Annotated in this window: 16 protein-coding genes; 4 read left to right on the top strand and 12 right to left on the bottom strand. The window is 62.2% G+C overall.

Features of this window, described 5'->3' with window-relative positions; genetic code table 11:
- Nucleotides 1-92: 92 nt before the first annotated feature.
- The gene (gene gmk / locus AC2CGW_RS23730; RefSeq protein ID WP_186670058.1) at nucleotides 93-713 is read right to left on the bottom strand and encodes a guanylate kinase; all 621 of its coding nucleotides are present in this window, start codon (nucleotides 711-713) and stop codon (nucleotides 93-95) included.
- A 12-nt stretch (nucleotides 714-725) separates the two neighbouring features.
- The gene (locus AC2CGW_RS23725) at nucleotides 726-1589 is read right to left on the bottom strand and encodes a YicC/YloC family endoribonuclease (protein ID WP_186710924.1); all 864 of its coding nucleotides are present in this window, start codon (nucleotides 1587-1589) and stop codon (nucleotides 726-728) included.
- A gap of 227 nt (nucleotides 1590-1816) precedes the next feature.
- On the opposite strand from AC2CGW_RS23725, the gene rph reads away from it, so the two are divergent.
- Entirely contained in the window at nucleotides 1817-2539 is a 723-nt protein-coding gene (rph, locus tag AC2CGW_RS23720) for a ribonuclease PH (protein ID WP_186670055.1), read from the top strand.
- A 26-nt stretch (nucleotides 2540-2565) separates the two neighbouring features.
- A complete protein-coding gene (locus AC2CGW_RS23715; protein ID WP_054894864.1) occupies nucleotides 2566-2934 on the top strand; it encodes a DUF4870 domain-containing protein in 369 nt (122 codons plus the stop codon).
- A 10-nt stretch (nucleotides 2935-2944) separates the two neighbouring features.
- On the opposite strand, the gene AC2CGW_RS23710 is transcribed toward AC2CGW_RS23715, so the two are convergent.
- The 10 genes from AC2CGW_RS23710 to AC2CGW_RS23665 form a co-directional block, all read right to left on the bottom strand.
- A complete protein-coding gene (locus AC2CGW_RS23710; protein ID WP_484574698.1) occupies nucleotides 2945-4903 on the bottom strand; it encodes a DUF7844 domain-containing protein in 1959 nt (652 codons plus the stop codon).
- The gene (locus AC2CGW_RS23705) at nucleotides 4900-5220 is read right to left on the bottom strand and encodes a DUF2388 domain-containing protein (RefSeq protein WP_186670051.1); all 321 of its coding nucleotides are present in this window, start codon (nucleotides 5218-5220) and stop codon (nucleotides 4900-4902) included. Before AC2CGW_RS23705 ends, AC2CGW_RS23710 begins: the two co-directional genes overlap by 4 nt.
- Before the next feature lie 36 nt (nucleotides 5221-5256).
- Nucleotides 5257-5550, bottom strand: a complete 294-nt coding sequence (locus AC2CGW_RS23700; RefSeq protein ID WP_186670049.1) for a DUF2388 domain-containing protein — start codon at nucleotides 5548-5550, stop codon at nucleotides 5257-5259.
- Between the two features lie 85 nt (nucleotides 5551-5635).
- Complete coding sequence (locus tag AC2CGW_RS23695; protein ID WP_186670047.1) at nucleotides 5636-5953, bottom strand: DUF2388 domain-containing protein; 318 nt, start codon at nucleotides 5951-5953, stop codon at nucleotides 5636-5638.
- Between the two features lie 311 nt (nucleotides 5954-6264).
- Nucleotides 6265-6477, bottom strand: coding sequence for a DUF1127 domain-containing protein (locus AC2CGW_RS23690; RefSeq protein WP_054894859.1), 213 nt, complete (start codon nucleotides 6475-6477; stop codon nucleotides 6265-6267).
- Nucleotides 6478-6854: 377 nt separating this feature from the next.
- Nucleotides 6855-8348 carry a succinyl-CoA:acetate CoA-transferase ScpC gene (gene scpC, locus AC2CGW_RS23685; RefSeq protein ID WP_484574697.1) on the bottom strand — a complete coding sequence of 498 codons (1494 nt, stop codon included), beginning with the start codon at nucleotides 8346-8348 and terminating at the stop codon, nucleotides 6855-6857.
- 190 nt (nucleotides 8349-8538) lie between these two features.
- Nucleotides 8539-9990: an NAD(P)(+) transhydrogenase (Re/Si-specific) subunit beta gene (locus tag AC2CGW_RS23680; RefSeq protein ID WP_288377725.1), complete on the bottom strand. Its 1452-nt coding sequence runs from the start codon at nucleotides 9988-9990 to the stop codon at nucleotides 8539-8541.
- Between the two features lie 2 nt (nucleotides 9991-9992).
- Nucleotides 9993-10307 carry an NAD(P) transhydrogenase subunit alpha part 2 gene (locus AC2CGW_RS23675; protein ID WP_023378063.1) on the bottom strand — a complete coding sequence of 105 codons (315 nt, stop codon included), beginning with the start codon at nucleotides 10305-10307 and terminating at the stop codon, nucleotides 9993-9995.
- A gap of 11 nt (nucleotides 10308-10318) precedes the next feature.
- Nucleotides 10319-11440: a Re/Si-specific NAD(P)(+) transhydrogenase subunit alpha gene (locus AC2CGW_RS23670; protein WP_484574696.1), complete on the bottom strand. Its 1122-nt coding sequence runs from the start codon at nucleotides 11438-11440 to the stop codon at nucleotides 10319-10321.
- 431 nt (nucleotides 11441-11871) lie between these two features.
- On the bottom strand, nucleotides 11872-12771 hold the full coding sequence (locus AC2CGW_RS23665) for a LysR family transcriptional regulator (RefSeq protein ID WP_186670039.1): 900 nt from the start codon (nucleotides 12769-12771) through the stop codon (nucleotides 11872-11874).
- A 164-nt stretch (nucleotides 12772-12935) separates the two neighbouring features.
- Here AC2CGW_RS23665 and AC2CGW_RS23660 point away from each other — a divergent pair, with 164 nt between their 5' ends.
- Together AC2CGW_RS23660 and AC2CGW_RS23655 are read left to right on the top strand one after the other, a co-directional pair.
- Nucleotides 12936-14117, top strand: a complete 1182-nt coding sequence (locus AC2CGW_RS23660) for an acyl-CoA dehydrogenase (protein WP_186670037.1) — start codon at nucleotides 12936-12938, stop codon at nucleotides 14115-14117.
- Nucleotides 14118-14132: 15 nt separating this feature from the next.
- Entirely contained in the window at nucleotides 14133-15353 is a 1221-nt protein-coding gene (locus tag AC2CGW_RS23655) for a CaiB/BaiF CoA transferase family protein (protein WP_186722381.1), read from the top strand.
- Nucleotides 15354-15506: the final 153 nt, after the last annotated feature.

Below are 15506 nucleotides of genomic sequence, written 5' to 3'. Positions count from 1 at the left end.
GGTGGGGCTGCTGTGCAGCCTGATCGCGGGGCAAGCCCGCTCCTACAGGTGCGGTGCCGTACCTGTAGGAGCGGGCTTGCCCCGCGATTGTTTCAGCCGACCAACTGCTTCAACAGCGCACCATGGCGCTGCTGCTGCTTCTTGAGCAGCAACCGGTTCGAACGGAACACCGACTTCAGGTCTTCGAGCGCGTCTTCGAAGTCGTCGTTGACGATGACGTAGTCGAACTCGTTGTAATGCACCATCTCGCTGACCGCTTCCTTCATGCGCCCGGCAATGATCTCTTCGCTGTCCTGGCCGCGTCCGTCCAGACGCTGACGCAGGGCTTCCTGGCTCGGTGGCAGGATGAAGATCGACAGGGCCTCGGGCATCAGCTTGCGCACCTGCTGCGCACCCTGCCAGTCGATTTCCAGGATCAGGTCGAAGCCTTGTTCGAGGGTTTCCTGCAGCGCGCTGCGCGAGGTGCCGTAGTAGTTGCCGAACACCTCGGCGTGCTCGAGGAAGTCGCCTTGGGCGATCAATGCCTTGAACTCCTCGTGAACCACGAAGTGGTAGTTCACCCCGTGAGCCTCGCCCGGGCGCATGGCGCGGGTGGTATGGGAGACAGACACGCGGATCTGCTGGTCTTGCGCGGTCAGGGCGGTGACCAGGCTGGTCTTGCCAGCGCCGGAAGGCGCCGAAACGATGTAGAGGGTGCCGCTGCTGTGGTTCATGGTGGGGTGGCCTTACTCGATGTTCTGTACTTGTTCACGCATCTGTTCGATCAGCACCTTCAGGTTGACCGCCGCCTGGGTGCTGCGCGAGTCGAAGGCCTTGGAGCCGAGCGTGTTCGCCTCGCGGTTGAGTTCCTGCATCAGGAAGTCCAGGCGTCGTCCGGCGGCGCCGCCCGACTTGAGCACTCGGCGCACCTCGGTGACGTGGGTGCTGAGGCGGTCGAGTTCTTCGGCGACGTCGCTCTTTTGTGCCAGCAGTACCATTTCCTGCTCCAGACGCTGCGGGTCGAGTTCGGCCTGCAGGTCGTTGAAGCGGTCGACGATGCGCTGGCGCTGGGCTGCCAGCATCTGCGGCACCAGGGTGCGCAGTGTGGCGACCTCGCTGGTCATGGCGTCCAGGCGCTCGTTGATCAGTCGTGCCAGCTCCTGGCCTTCGCGCAGGCGACCGGCCTTGAGTTCGGCCAGCGCCTCGTCGAACAGGGCGATGGCTTCGGCGTTGAGGGCCTGCGGGTCGGCGGCATCGGCCACCAGCACGCCGGGCCAGGCCAGCACTTCCAGCGGGTTGAGCGGCGCCGGCTGCTTGATCAGCCCGGCCACGGTCTCGGCGGCGGCGACCAGTTGCGCGGCGCGTTCGCGATCGACCTGCAGCGGCTTGCCGGTGCTGTCGTCGGACAGGCGCAAGGTGCATTCGACCTTGCCGCGCGACAGCCCCTGGCGCAGACCTTCACGTACCGCGCCCTCGAGGTCACGCAGGGCTTCCGGCAGGCGCAGGTGCGGTTCGAGATAGCGATGGTTGACCGAGCGCAGCTCCCAGGCCAGGGTGCCCTGGCTGCCGGCGCGCTCGACGCGGGCAAAGGCGGTCATGCTGTGCACCATGGGGAGTACCTCGCGAATTCGGTTTGTACGGGGGAAGCCTTTCGGCTGCAAGGCGCAGGATTGTAGCGCAGTGCGGCGGTGACGCCCAATCGAACCATGCTACAGGGCGGGGCTGCTATCGGTGGGAAAAGTCGACGGGGTGCGAGGCTGCGACAATAGGCATGTCCTCCCAGGACGCGCGGCTCTATAATGGCCGCCAGATTCGATTTCCGGTACAGGTATCCCAGATGAAACGTCCAAGTGGTCGCGCTGCCGATCAGCTTCGCTCGATCCGCATCACCCGCAACTACACCAAGCACGCCGAGGGGTCGGTACTGGTCGAGTTCGGTGACACCAAGGTCATCTGCACGGTCAGCGTCGAGAACGGTGTTCCGCGCTTCCTCAAAGGCCAGGGCCAGGGTTGGTTGACCGCCGAGTACGGCATGCTGCCGCGCTCCACTGGCGAGCGTAACCAGCGTGAGGCCAGCCGTGGCAAGCAGGGCGGTCGCACCCTCGAGATCCAGCGCCTGATCGGCCGTTCGCTGCGTGCGGCACTGGACATGAGCAAGCTGGGCGACATCACGCTGTACGTCGACTGCGATGTGATCCAGGCGGACGGCGGCACTCGCACCGCTTCGATCACCGGCGCCATGGTCGCCCTGTGCGACGCCCTGGCGGTGATCAAGAAGCGTGGCGGTCTAAAGGGCGGCAATCCGCTCAAGCACATGATCGCCGCAGTGTCGGTGGGCATGTACCAGGGCGAGGCAGTGCTGGACCTCGACTACCTCGAAGACTCGGCTGCCGAAACCGACCTCAACGTGGTCATGACCAGCGCCGGTGGCTTCATCGAAGTGCAGGGCACTGCCGAAGGCGCGCCGTTCCAGCCTGAAGACTTCAACGCCATGCTGGCGCTGGCGCAGAAGGGCATGACCGAGATCTTCGACCTGCAGCAGGCTGCATTGGCCGACTGAAGCTGCGCCAAGGAGGCGATGGACCCATGAGTGAGACGAATCTGCCGATCGAAACGCCGAGCGCCGAAGTTCGGCAATGGGCGATGTTCTGCCACTTCAGCGCCTTGCTCGGGCTGGTGATGCCGCTCGGGCATCTGCTCGGGCCACTGGTGATGTGGATCTGGAAGCGTGAGGTCGATCCGTTCGTCGATGCCCAGGGCAAGGAGGCGCTGAACTTCCAGATCAGCGTCACCATTGCCGGATTCATCTGCTTCCTGCTGATGTTCGTGGTTATCGGCATCGTGCTGTTCGCCATCCTGGCAGTGGCCGTGCTGATCCTGATCATCCTTGCAGGGGTTCGGGCCAATGAAGGCAAGCCGTACCGCTATCCGCTGATCTGGCGGCCGATCAAGTAGCCCCGCGCGCTCAAGGTAGCTGCAAACCGCCAGCTGCCTTGTGCAGGGCGCGCAGGTGTTCACCGATCTGTTTCACATTGGCCTCGATTGCCGCAATCTCCTTCGCCCGTGCAGGCTCCAGCAATGCCCGTACTTCCTTGTCCAGATCGGTACTCAGGCGCAGCAACTGCGCCTGCCGCTCGCTGCTGACCTTTTCAAGGTGCACGCGCTCCTGAGGTTGGGGCAAGCCGTAGCCATCCGCCTCGAGCAATTCGGCCGGGCGGCTGAGGAACCCACTGTTGGCAAGCATCTTCTGCAGCGTGGCGTTGGCCTTGTCGATGCTGCCGTCCTTGAGTGCGGCGGCGTTCAGGTAACGTTGTTTGACTTCATCCTGTGCCAGTAGCAACTGACGGCGCAGGCTGGCCTGCTCGAGCAGCAGCAAGGCAGCACTGGTGCGCAGATCGGCCTGGGCGAACCAGGGGCGGCGTTGCTCGGCATCCTGGGCCAACCAGTCCTCCACCGCTGTCTGCTTGATCGGCAACTGTTTCTTCAGCACCTCGAACATGGCCTGATAGCGATCGCGATAGGAGTCGAAGCGATACCCCAGGCGCAGCGCCTCACGCGGGTCGTCGAGCACACTGGTGTCGGCCAGCCCCCGCCCCTTGAGCACCTCCAGCAAACCATTGGGCATGATCGCGTCGAGGTCGTTGAAGCGTTGGTCGGCGGTGCCGCTGCGCATCAGCTTGAGGGTTTCCACCGCGCAGTTGTTGGACAGGAAGTAGTAATTGCCGTCGTAGCTCCAGTGCATTTCGGCAGCCTGGCGCACCAGGTCCTCGATCTGCTGGCGGTCGAGCTTGAGCGGCACGGAGGCCAGGCTGCGCAGTTCGGTCTTGGTGTACTCGTCGATCACCTGGCCCAACGGCAGGACGAACAGGCGCGACGGATAGGCGCCGGTCAGGCCGTCCCAGCTGGACAGTTGCACATCATTGACGAACGCGCGGTACGACAACACCAGGTGGCGGTCCAGATCCAGGCGGCAGTCTGGCCCGCGTGGGCGGCCCGGTGCGCAGATCACCAGGCGCAGCATGCTGTGTCCCCAGCGGCTGACCCAGTTCTGGTTGGCCTCGGCAAGCAGGTAGTCGACTTCGTAGACGCGCTCCGGGTCGATCTCGCCCAGTGGCTCTCGGGCGAAGTCGCTGCCGGCGTTAAGGAACGGCAGACCCTTGGCGCAGGTGTCCTGCTTGGGTGCCCAGCCGAAATGATCGCGCAGGTACTGGTTCAAGGCGGGGCGTCGGCAGCCATAGCTCGGGTCGAGGAGGAAGTACTCCATGTTGACCGCGACAAACTCCTTGGGGCTGCTCAGCTCGTAGCTGTCCGGGGTGCGTACCAGTTGACCGTTGTGCTGTTCACGCTCGCCGCGACGGCCGACGTACTGCGGCCAGCCGGCAAGGTCGAGCAGGCGCGGATCGTCACTCAGGGTGAAGCGGCGTGCTGTCTGGCCACGGCATTGCTGGGGGAGGCCGATCTGGCCGAGGGTGCCCTGCTGGCGGTTGCAGCGGGCAATCAGCGAGCGCTCGGCACTGGGCCACAGTCGCGCGCGATCATAGATATGGGTCAGCTCGTGCAGCACGGTGGCAAGCAGTTCTTCCCGCACCGTGCCGTGGGGGCGATGGGTTTTTTCCTTGGCGGCACTGCCATCGGTGAGCCCTGGCAGCAGGCGACTGTTGAGGTCGAGGGTCGAGACTGGCGAAGCCTGGCCGTAGGCATCGGCGGGCATCTTGTCGGTCCAGCTGACCTGGATGCGTCGATCCAGACGCTGCTTGAAAGAGGGAGGCAGCTTCGACAGTGCCTCATCCAGCAGTTGCTGGGAGGCGTGCTGCTGTCGAGCGTCCAGACCGGCAGTCTGCAGCTCGAGCTGCAGATCGGCCAGGGCGGGCGTGCCGAGCAGCGTCAGGGCGCAGCCGAGCAGCCAGGCACGCACACGCTTCACAGCGACAGGATGGCTTCGGCCAGTACCTGGTCGCTGGCATTGCGCGCTTCAGGCACGCGGTCGCGCAGGGTGTCGAATGCGGCTTCGAGCTGGGCGCCGCGAATATCGCCATTGCTGGCGACGAAGCTGGCGGCGTCGTCGCGGGCTTCGCGCACGACTTTGGAGTCGCGGATCGAGGTGGTGGTGTCGGATGTGAAATCGATCGAGCGGCCAAAGGCGCGAACGATGATATTGCTGGTGGCCACCAGGGTTTGCGCCTGGGCCAGGTCGGCCAGCAGCAACATGCCGAGGGTAGCGGCGATCAGCGGTTTACGCATGGAGCATCTCCGAAAAATACAGGGAGTCAGGTGTGATCATTGGACGAGAATTGCTTCCGCCAGTTCAAGGTCGCCGACGGACTGACGCGAATAGATATGACGCAGTTCCGTCAGTGCAGCTTGCAGGCGTGCGCCGCGAATCCGACCGCCAGTGGCGACGAATACGGCCGCATCATCATGGGCCATGCCGATGATCTTGCGGTCGAACGGCGCAGTGGTCACCTGGCTGGTGACATAGCCGGTCATGACCGGAAACTGGGTCGTGACATCCATGGCATGGGCGCTTCCCACACTGGCAATGGCGAGCAGCAAGGGCACAAGGTAACGCATGGGCTTGGACAACGCTCTGTAGACAGGATGAATGCTGTCCCGCAGGCAGCGGGGGCGCCGTAGCCTGCGGGTACGATGGCTGGCGTCAGAGGGCCAGGATGGCCTGTGCCAGTTGCGCGTCGCTGGCTTGCAGCGCAGGCATCTGCTGGCGGATATGGATGAAGGCGCTTTCCAGCTTCGCGCCGCGAATATCCCCTTGGCTGCCGACGAAGCTGGCAGCATCGTCACGGGCAGCCTGGACGATCTTGTCGTCGCGGAACGAAGAGGAAATGTCGGAGGTGGCGTCGGTGGACGCGGCCACTGCGCCAACCACGGCATCGGTGGTGACGACGAAGCTGGTGGCGTGGGCGGTGCCCGCCAAGGTCAGCAGCATTGCAGCGCCAAACAAGTATTTACGGGACATGGTAGGGCTCCTGCGGGGGTAGTTCTGGTTATTCGGACGCTCGCACTGCTCGTCACGGCACTTGAAATGACAGGCAGCGCGTTTGACCAAGCTAACAGGCCGCTGTCGCAAGCGTACCACGCAGCTCTGTTTCCAGATGTGAAGGACGAGATCGGAAGAAACTGTTATGGTTGTTTTCTGTTTTTTTAAAATTGTACTGCTTGTGAGTTGAGCAGCTCAACTGCGCGCCTTTGAAACAAAAAACCCGTCGCAGTTCCCTGCGACGGGTTTTGAGAAATCGCGGTGCCGGCCTTGGGCCGGCAAGCCGGAGCTTAGCGCCAGAAAGGCTTGCTCAGCTCTTGGTAGCGCTGGGACTCGCTGATGCCGGCGTCGGCCAGCAGGCGGGCATCCAGGCGAGCCAGTTGACGGCGGCTGGCGATGCGACGCTGCCACAGCAGCAGGGTCGACAGGGCGCGCAGAGGAGCCGAGGCTTTGGATTCAACGTTGTTTTCGAAAACCAGACCGGAACTGAGGGTACGTTCCATGATGTGTCATCCTTCCGCTTGTGGCGGGATTAGGTAGTGATTTAACTGATGCCAATGATCCTCCCCTGTCGTCCATAACAGTAGATACAGTTCAACAGTATTGCGATGGGCCAGTTAACTGTTAAACGCTACTGTTGCACTCAGAATTGGCATAACTGTACTGGTCTGCACTATTTATGTGCATTTATGCTCGATTTGAAAATATTGGCGGCATTGAAGCGCGGTTTCTAGCGGTACAGTAGTACAGTTTTTTAATATTTATCGGTTAACTGTTTTAGCCAGGCAGACGTCATCGCGGGACGACCCCGCTCCCACAACTGAAATGTGGAAGCGGGGTCGTCCCGCGATGGGTTCAGAGGAGCAATGCAGTTGGCGGATCAGCCGGCCAGCATCCGCCCGCTTTCTTCCAGGTTCTCGTGCCAGCTCAACGCTTCGCGCAGGATATGCGGAGTGTGCCCGCCTCTTTGGCAGGCGCGGTTGAAGTAGTCGTTGAGGGCCGCGCGGTAGTCCGGGTGCACGCAGTTGTCGATGATCGCCCGGGCGCGTTCGCGTGGTGCCAGGCCGCGCAGGTCGGCCAGGCCCTGCTCGGTGACCAGGATGTCCACGTCATGCTCGGTGTGATCGACGTGGCTGACCATCGGCACCACGCTGGAAATCGCGCCGCCCTTGGCCATCGACTTGGTGACGAATACCGCCAGATGAGCGTTGCGGGCGAAGTCGCCGGAACCGCCGATGCCGTTCATCATCCGGGTGCCGCACACGTGGGTGGAGTTGACGTTGCCATAAATGTCGAACTCCAGCGCGGTGTTGATCCCGATGATGCCCAGGCGGCGCACCACTTCGGGGTGGTTGGAGATCTCCTGCGGACGCAGCACAAGCTTGTCCTTGTAGCGCTCCAGGTTACCGAACACCTCAGCGTTGCGGCGGGTCGAGAGGGTGATCGAGCTGCCCGAGGCAAAGCTCAGCTTGCCGGCATCCATGAGGTCGAAGGCCGAATCCTGCAGCACTTCGGAGTACATGGTCAGGTCTTCGAACGGCGAGTCGATCAAGCCGCTCAGCACGGCATTGGCGATGGTGCCGACACCGGCCTGGAGAGGGCCGAGCTTGTTGGTCATGCGCCCTTCATCCACTTCTTTCCTGAAGAAGTTGATGAGGTGGTCGGCGATAGCCTGGGTTTCGTGATCCGCTGGCAGTACAGTGGACGGCGAGTCGGGCTGGTCGCTGATGACGATGCCGACGATCTTGGCCGGATCAATCGGGATCGCGGTGCTGCCGATGCGGTCATCGACCTTCACCAGCGGGATCGGCGTGCGGGTCGGGCGATAGGTCGGGATATAGATGTCGTGCAGCCCTTCGAGGTTGGGGTTGTGCGACAGGTTGATCTCGACGATGACCTGCTTGGCGAAGATCGCGAAGCTGGCCGAGTTGCCCACCGAGGTGGTTGGCACGATGTGGCCCTGTTCTGTGATCGCGACCGCTTCGATGACTGCGATGTCCGGCAAGGTCAGCTGCTTGTTGCGCAATTGCTCGACGGTTTCCGACAGGTGCTGGTCGATGAACATCACCTGCCCGTCATTGATGGCCTTGCGCAGGGTATTGTCCACCTGGAAGGGCATGCGCCGGGCAAGTACACCGGCCTCGGTCAGTTGCTTGTCCAGGTCGTTGCCCAGGCTGGCGCCGGTCATCAGGCTGATCTTCAGTGGCGACTGCTTGGCTCGTTCGGCCAGGGCGTGTGGCACTGCCTTGGCTTCGCCGGCGCGGGTGAAGCCGCTCATGCCGACGGTCATGCCGTCCTTGATCAGGCCAGCGGCATCGGCCGCACTCATTACCTTGCTGTGCAGGGAGGACAAGCGGATACGATCACGGTACATGGATTGTTATCTCGGGCTACTTGGGCTACTGCAGCGCAGTCTAGAGATTTCGCCCGATGCCGTCCCGCGACCATGGTCGTATGAGAAGCCTGGAAATAGAGCCGTTGATCTGGATCAGCAAAACGACAAGGCCCCAGGAAAAATCTTCCCGGGGCCTTCTATAAGAGCGGCTGTTCAGTTCGGAAAAGGACTACTCCACCGCCTTGACCATGTCCTCGATGACTTTCTTGGCGTCACCGAACACCATCATGGTCTTGTCCAGGTAGAACAGTTCATTGTCCAGGCCCGCATAACCGCTGGCCATGGAGCGCTTGTTGACGATGATGGTCTTGGCCTTGAAGGCTTCGAGGATCGGCATGCCGGCAATCGGCGACTTGGGATCGTTCTTCGCTGCCGGGTTGACCACATCGTTGGCGCCCAGCACCAGCACCACGTCGGCCTGACCGAACTCGGCGTTGATGTCCTCCATCTCGAACACCTGATCGTACGGAACCTCGGCCTCGGCCAGCAGTACGTTCATGTGCCCGGGCATGCGCCCCGCCACCGGGTGAATCGCATATTTCACGGTGACGCCGTTATGGGTCAGCTTCTCGGTCAGTTCTTTCAGGGCGTGCTGGGCGCGGGCCACTGCAAGGCCGTAGCCGGGAACGATGATCACGCTGTCGGCGTTGCTCAGCAGGAAGGTTGCATCGTCGGCCGAGCCGGATTTCACCGGGCGCTGCTCCTTCGTGCCAGCCGCCGCGCCGCTATCGGTGTCGCCACCGAAACCACCGAGGATGACATTGAAGAACGAGCGGTTCATCGCCTTGCACATGATGTACGAGAGGATTGCGCCGCTGGAACCGACCAGGGAGCCGGCGATGATCAGCATCGAGTTGTTCAGCGAGAAGCCGATGCCTGCCGCCGCCCAGCCCGAGTAGCTGTTGAGCATCGACACCACTACTGGCATGTCGGCGCCGCCGATCGGGATGATGATCAGCACACCCATGACGAAGGCGAGGACCAGCATCAGGGTGAAGGCGCTGTAGTGCCCGGTGAAGGTGAACAGCAAGCCCAGGGCGAGGGTGGTGATGCCAAGGATCAGGTTCAGCTTGTGCTGGCCGGCGAACTGTACGGGTGCGCCCTGGAACAGGCGAAACTTGTACTTGCCCGACAGCTTGCCGAAGGCGATCACGGAGCCGGAGAAGGTGATCGCACCAATGGCTGCGCCGAGGAACAGCTCCAGGCGATTGCCGGTGGGGATCGGGTCGCTGATGCTGGCGACGATGCCCAGCGATTGCGGCTCGAGCACCGCGGCGATGGCGATGAACACCGCGGCCAGGCCGATCATGCTGTGCATGAAGGCGACCAGCTCTGGCATCTTGGTCATCTCGACGCGCTTGGCCATGATCGACCCGGCGCTGCCGCCGATCAGCAGGCCGATGAGCACATAGCCGATACCCGCGGTGGCGCCGCCGCTACCGACCGAGAGTGCGGCGAGCTTATAGATGAGGCCGATGGTGGTGAGCATGGCGATGCCCATGCCGATCATGCCGAACAGGTTGCCGCGCCGTGACGTGGTCGGGTGCGACAGGCCTTTGAGGGCCTGGATGAAGCAGACCGAGGCGACCAGGTAGAGAAGGGTGACCAGATTCATGCTCATGCTTACTTCTGCCCCTCGTTCTTGGTTTTCTTCTTGAACATTTCCAGCATGCGGCGGGTGACCAGGAAGCCACCGAACACATTGACCGCGGCCAGGGCCACGGCGAGGGTGCCCATCAGCTTGCCGGCCGGGGTCACGGTCAGCGCTGCGGCGAGCATCGCGCCGACGATGACGATCGCGGAAATCGCGTTGGTCACCGCCATCAGCGGGGTGTGCAGCGCCGGGGTGACGTTCCAGACCACGTGATAGCCAACGTAGATGGCCAGCACGAAGATGATCAGGTTGTAGATTCCGTGGGAAATCAGCATGTCTTCCATTGTCGTGCTCCTCAGCCGTTCTTGCGCACGACCTGGCCGTCGCGGCACATCAGGCACGCGGCGACGATGTCGTCTTCCAGGTTGATCACCAGAGCGCCGTCCTTGTCGAACAGCAGCTTCATGAAGTCCAGCAGGTTGCGTGCGTACAGCGCCGAGGCGTCGGCAGCCAGCTGGGCAGGCAGGTTGGTCGGGCCGACGATGGTCACGCCGTGCGCCATCACGACCTGATCGGCGACCGTGAGCGGGCAGTTGCCACCCTGGGCTGAGGCGAGGTCGATGACCACCGAGCCCGGTTTCATCTGCGCCACGGTCTCGGCGCTGAGCAGCGTCGGGGCCTTGCGGCCGGGGATCAGTGCGGTGGTGATGACGATGTCGGCCTGCTTCGCGCGTTCGTGCACCGCCTGGGCCTGGCGTTGCATCCAGCTGGCCGGCATCGGGCGGGCATAACCGCCTACGCCTTCGGCGCACTCGCGTTCTTCGTCGGTCTCATAGGGGACGTCGATGAACTTGGCGCCGAGCGATTCGATCTGTTCCTTCACCGCTGGCCGTACGTCGGACGCTTCGATCACTGCTCCGAGACGCTTGGCCGTGGCGATGGCCTGCAGGCCGGCCACACCGGCACCGAGAATCAGCACGCGCGCGGCTTTCACGGTGCCCGCAGCGGTCATCAGCATGGGCATGAAGCGTGGATAGTGGTGCGCCGCAAGCAGCACGGCCTTGTAGCCGGCGATGTTGGCCTGCGATGACAAAACGTCCAGGCTTTGCGCGCGCGAGGTGCGCGGAGCGGCTTCAAGGGCGAAGGCGGTGATGCCGTGTTCGGCCATCCTTGCGATGAGCTCGCTGTTGAAAGGGTTGAGCATGCCCACCAGGATACTGCCGGGATTGATCCGGGCCAGTTCCTGGTCGCTGGGCGCCACTACCTTGAGCACCAACTGCGCGCCCAAGGCATCGCCAGCGTCACCCAAGGAAGCGCCCGCGGTCTCATAGGCGCTGTCCGGGATGCTGGCTTTGAGCCCGGCGCCCCGTTCGACAGTGACCTGATGGCCCTGGCCGACCAGTTTCTTGATGGTTTCCGGGGTCGCGGCGACCCTCGCCTCACCCGTCTGCGTCTCTAGAGGAACACCAATGTGCACGACTTTGTCTCCTGCGGTGACCTTGTCATTGTTGATTCCAGCGCACTTCGGGTGGTGCGGCTGGAGCGGCCTTTGAGCATGCATACCGCCGGTTCCGGGGCGGGCGAGGCATTTTGCAGATGAACCGAAGGTGCTTCAACCAGTTCTGGAGCGAAACGAAGTTAAAACTACAAGTCACCCTGTGACCACTTGTCGCAACCATCCGCCTTCAGGCTGTCAAGGACACGCTATTGGGAGCTTAGGAGAAAAAAACGAAATTTTTTGGCGGTTTTCGTTAGTAGTTTGCTAGATGTCGTAAAAACAGCGGCAAACCCCCGCGGTTATTAGGGTTGATTCGGTTTTTCCCGCTTATGGAACAGTTTATGGATTTGCGACAAATCCATATATCTGTAGGTGTTTAAAATAATTGACTACGAAGTCAGCTTTCAGTCTCATGCACCTGCTGCGTAGTCGCGGGCCTGGATCACCAGCCAGTCGCGGAAGGCGCGCAGCGAAGCTGACTCCACCTTGCGCTCGGGGATCATCAGATAGTAGGCCTTGTCGCTCGACAGGGCATGCTTGTTTGCGACCACCAGCCGGCCTTCCGCCAGCTCGCGCTGGATCAGGAACGGCGGGATCAACGCGATGCCCATTTCGTGCATGGCCGCCTGCCCCAGCATGGAAAACAGCTCGTAGCGCGGGCCGTTCATGTCGCGCTCCACACTCATGCCCAGGCTGTCGAACCACTGCCGCCAGGCATAGGGGCGGGTGGTCTGCTGCAGCAATGGCAGCTCGGCTATGGAGTCGGCGTCGAGCGTGTCTCTCCCGTTGAGCCATTGCGGGCTGCATACCGGCATCGGGTTTTCACCCATCAGGCGGTGTGACTGGGTGCCAGACCAGTCGGCGTCGCCGAAGTAGATGGCGGCGTCGAAGGCGGTGTCGGCGAACAGGAACGGGCGCGTGCGGTTGGTCAGGTTGACCGTTACCTCCGGATGGCGTTGCTGGAAGTCCTTCAGGCGGGGGAGCAGCCACTGGGTGCCGAAGGTCGGCACTACGGCCAGTTCGATGACGTTGGCGCCCTGCTGGCGCATCACCGACAGGGTATCCCGCTCCACCGCATCCAATTGCGCCGAGACCTGGCGGCTATACGACAGGCCGGCCTCGGTCAGCTTCACGCCCCGGCGCGAGCGTCGGAAAAGCTCCACATTGAGAAAGCCCTCGAGGCCACCGATTTGCCGACAGACGGCACCTTGGGTCAGCGCCAGTTCCTGAGCGGCCTTGGTAAAGCTCTCGTGGCGGGCCGCCGCCTCGAAGCAGACCAGTGCCGTGGTGCTGGGGATCTTGCGCCGCATGTACGTCATCCTCACTTATAAGGGGCTCGAAATAGGTATTTCACTTATTACGGAGTGAGAAAATAGCACTAATGGGTGCGCAATCCTCGTTTGTCCGTTGACAGGTTCCGGCCTAGGATCAAGGCAACAAGAATTTCGTCGCACACCTTTCGAGGACTCTGCCCATGGCCGGTAAAGCAAGTTTCAACTGGATCGACCCGCTGTTGCTGGATCAGCAGCTCACTGAAGAAGAGCGCATGGTGCGTGACAGCGCTTATCAGTTCGCCCAGGACAAGCTGGCTCCGCGGGTGATCGAGGCGTTCCGTCACGAACAGACCGATCCGGCAATCTTCCGCGAGATGGGCGAGGTCGGCCTGTTGGGGGCGACCATTCCGGCCGAGTATGGCGGTAGTGGTCTCAACTACGTGTGCTATGGGCTGATTGCCCGTGAGGTGGAGCGGATCGATTCGGGTTACCGCTCGATGATGAGTGTGCAGTCTTCGCTGGTCATGGTGCCGATCAACGAGTTCGGCAGTGAAGCGCAGAAGCAGAAGTACCTGCCCAAGCTTGCCAGCGGTGAATGGATCGGTTGCTTCGGTTTGACCGAGCCCAACCACGGCTCCGACCCTGGTGCAATGATCACCCGCGCGCGCAAGGTCGAGGGTGGCTACAGCCTGACGGGCAGCAAGATGTGGATCACCAACAGCCCGATCGCTGATGTGTTCGTGGTCTGGGCGAAGGACGATGCCGGCGATATTCGTGGCTTCATTCTGGAAAAGGGCTGGAAGGGCCTGAGCGCTCCGGCCATTCATGGCAAGGTTGGCCTGCGCGCGTCGATCACCGGTGAGATCGTCATGGACGGCGTGTTCGTGCCGGAAGAGAACATTTTCCCTGAGGTACGTGGTCTGAAAGGCCCGTTCACCTGTTTGAACTCGGCGCGCTATGGCATTTCCTGGGGCGCGCTGGGGGCGGCGGAGGCTTGCTGGCACACTGCACGCCAGTACACCCTGGACCGCAAGCAGTTCGGCCGCCCTCTGGCCGCCAACCAGCTGATCCAGAAGAAACTCGCCGACATGCAGACCGAGATCACTTTGGGGCTGCAGGGCTGCCTGCGGCTGGGGCGAATGAAGGACGAGGGCTCGGCGGCGGTGGAGATCACCTCGATCATGAAGCGCAACTCCTGCGGCAAGGCCCTGGACATCGCCCGTCTGGCGCGCGACATGCTCGGCGGCAACGGAATCTCTGACGAGTTCGGGGTGGCGCGTCACTTGGTCAACCTCGAGGTGGTCAACACCTATGAAGGTACGCATGACATCCATGCGTTGATTCTCGGCCGCGCGCAGACCGGCATTCAGGCGTTCTATTAATAGAGGGGCGCGGCCATGGGAGCGCTGTCACATCTGCGGGTGCTGGACCTGTCGCGTGTATTGGCCGGACCGTGGTCCGGCCAGATTCTCGCCGACCTCGGGGCTGACGTGATCAAGGTCGAGCGACCGGGTACGGGTGATGACACCCGGGCGTGGGGGCCGCCCTTCCTGCGGGACGCCCACGGCGAGAACACCAGCGAGGCGGCCTACTATCTGTCGGCCAATCGCAACAAGCGCTCGGTGACGATCGACTTCACCCAACCTGAAGGTCAGCGCCTGGTGCGCGAACTGGCGGCAAAGTCGGATATCGTCATCGAGAACTTCAAGGTGGGCGGGCTGGCGAGCTATGGGCTGGATTACGAATGCCTGAAGGCGGTCAATCCCAAGCTTATCTATTGCTCGATCACCGGCTTCGGCCAGACGGGCCCCTATGCCAAGCGCGCGGGCTACGATTTCATGATCCAAGGGCTGGGCGGGCTGATGAGCCTGACCGGGCGGCCTGAGGGTGAGCAGGGGGCTGGGCCCATGAAGGTGGGGGTGGCGCTGACCGACATTCTCACCGGGCTGTATTCCACGGTGGCGATCCTTGCGGCACTGGCGCATCGCGATCAGTCGGGAGAGGGCCAGCATATCGATATGGCCTTGCTGGATGTGCAGGTGGCGTGTCTTGCCAACCAGGCAATGAACTACCTGACCACGGGTACATCGCCCAAGCGTCTGGGCAATGCGCATCCCAACATCGTGCCTTATCAGGATTTTCCGACGGCTGATGGTGACTTCATCCTTACCGTGGGTAACGACGGGCAGTTCCGCAAGTTCGCAGAAGTGGCCGGTCAGCCGCAGTGGGCGGATGATCCGCGCTTTGCCACCAACAAGCAGCGGGTTGCGCATCGGGCGGAGCTTATTCCTCTAATCCGACAGGCGACGGTGTTCAAGACCACGGCCCAATGGGTGGCGGAGCTGGAAAGGGCTGGGGTGCCGTGCGGCCCGATCAACGACCTGGCGCAGATGTTTCAGGATCCGCAAGTGGTGGCGCGCGGGCTGAGGGTGGATGTTCCTCATCCGCTGGCGGGCAGCGTGCCTCAGGTGGCGAGCCCGATCAGGTTGTCGGAGACGCCCGTGGAGTATCGTCGCGCCCCACCTTTGTTAGGGGAGCACACCGAGGCAGTACTGCTGGATGTCTTGGGCCTGGATGCAGGGGCTGTTCAGTTGCTGCGCTCTGCTGGCGTGTTGTGACAGCGTATTGGCTATGTATAGAAGCGGGGAGGCCGACAGGCCTCCCCGCTGTGTTTTCAGCGATCTGAAAGATTCTTGAAATAAAAGGTTGACGCCCTCTCAGATCCCCTTATAATGCGCCCCACTTCCGCAGCAAACGGAACGCAAAACTCC

The sequence above is a fragment of the Pseudomonas sp. SYWMCR5 genome (genome assembly GCF_057197165.1).
This window is presented reverse-complemented; position numbering and strand designations above follow the sequence as displayed.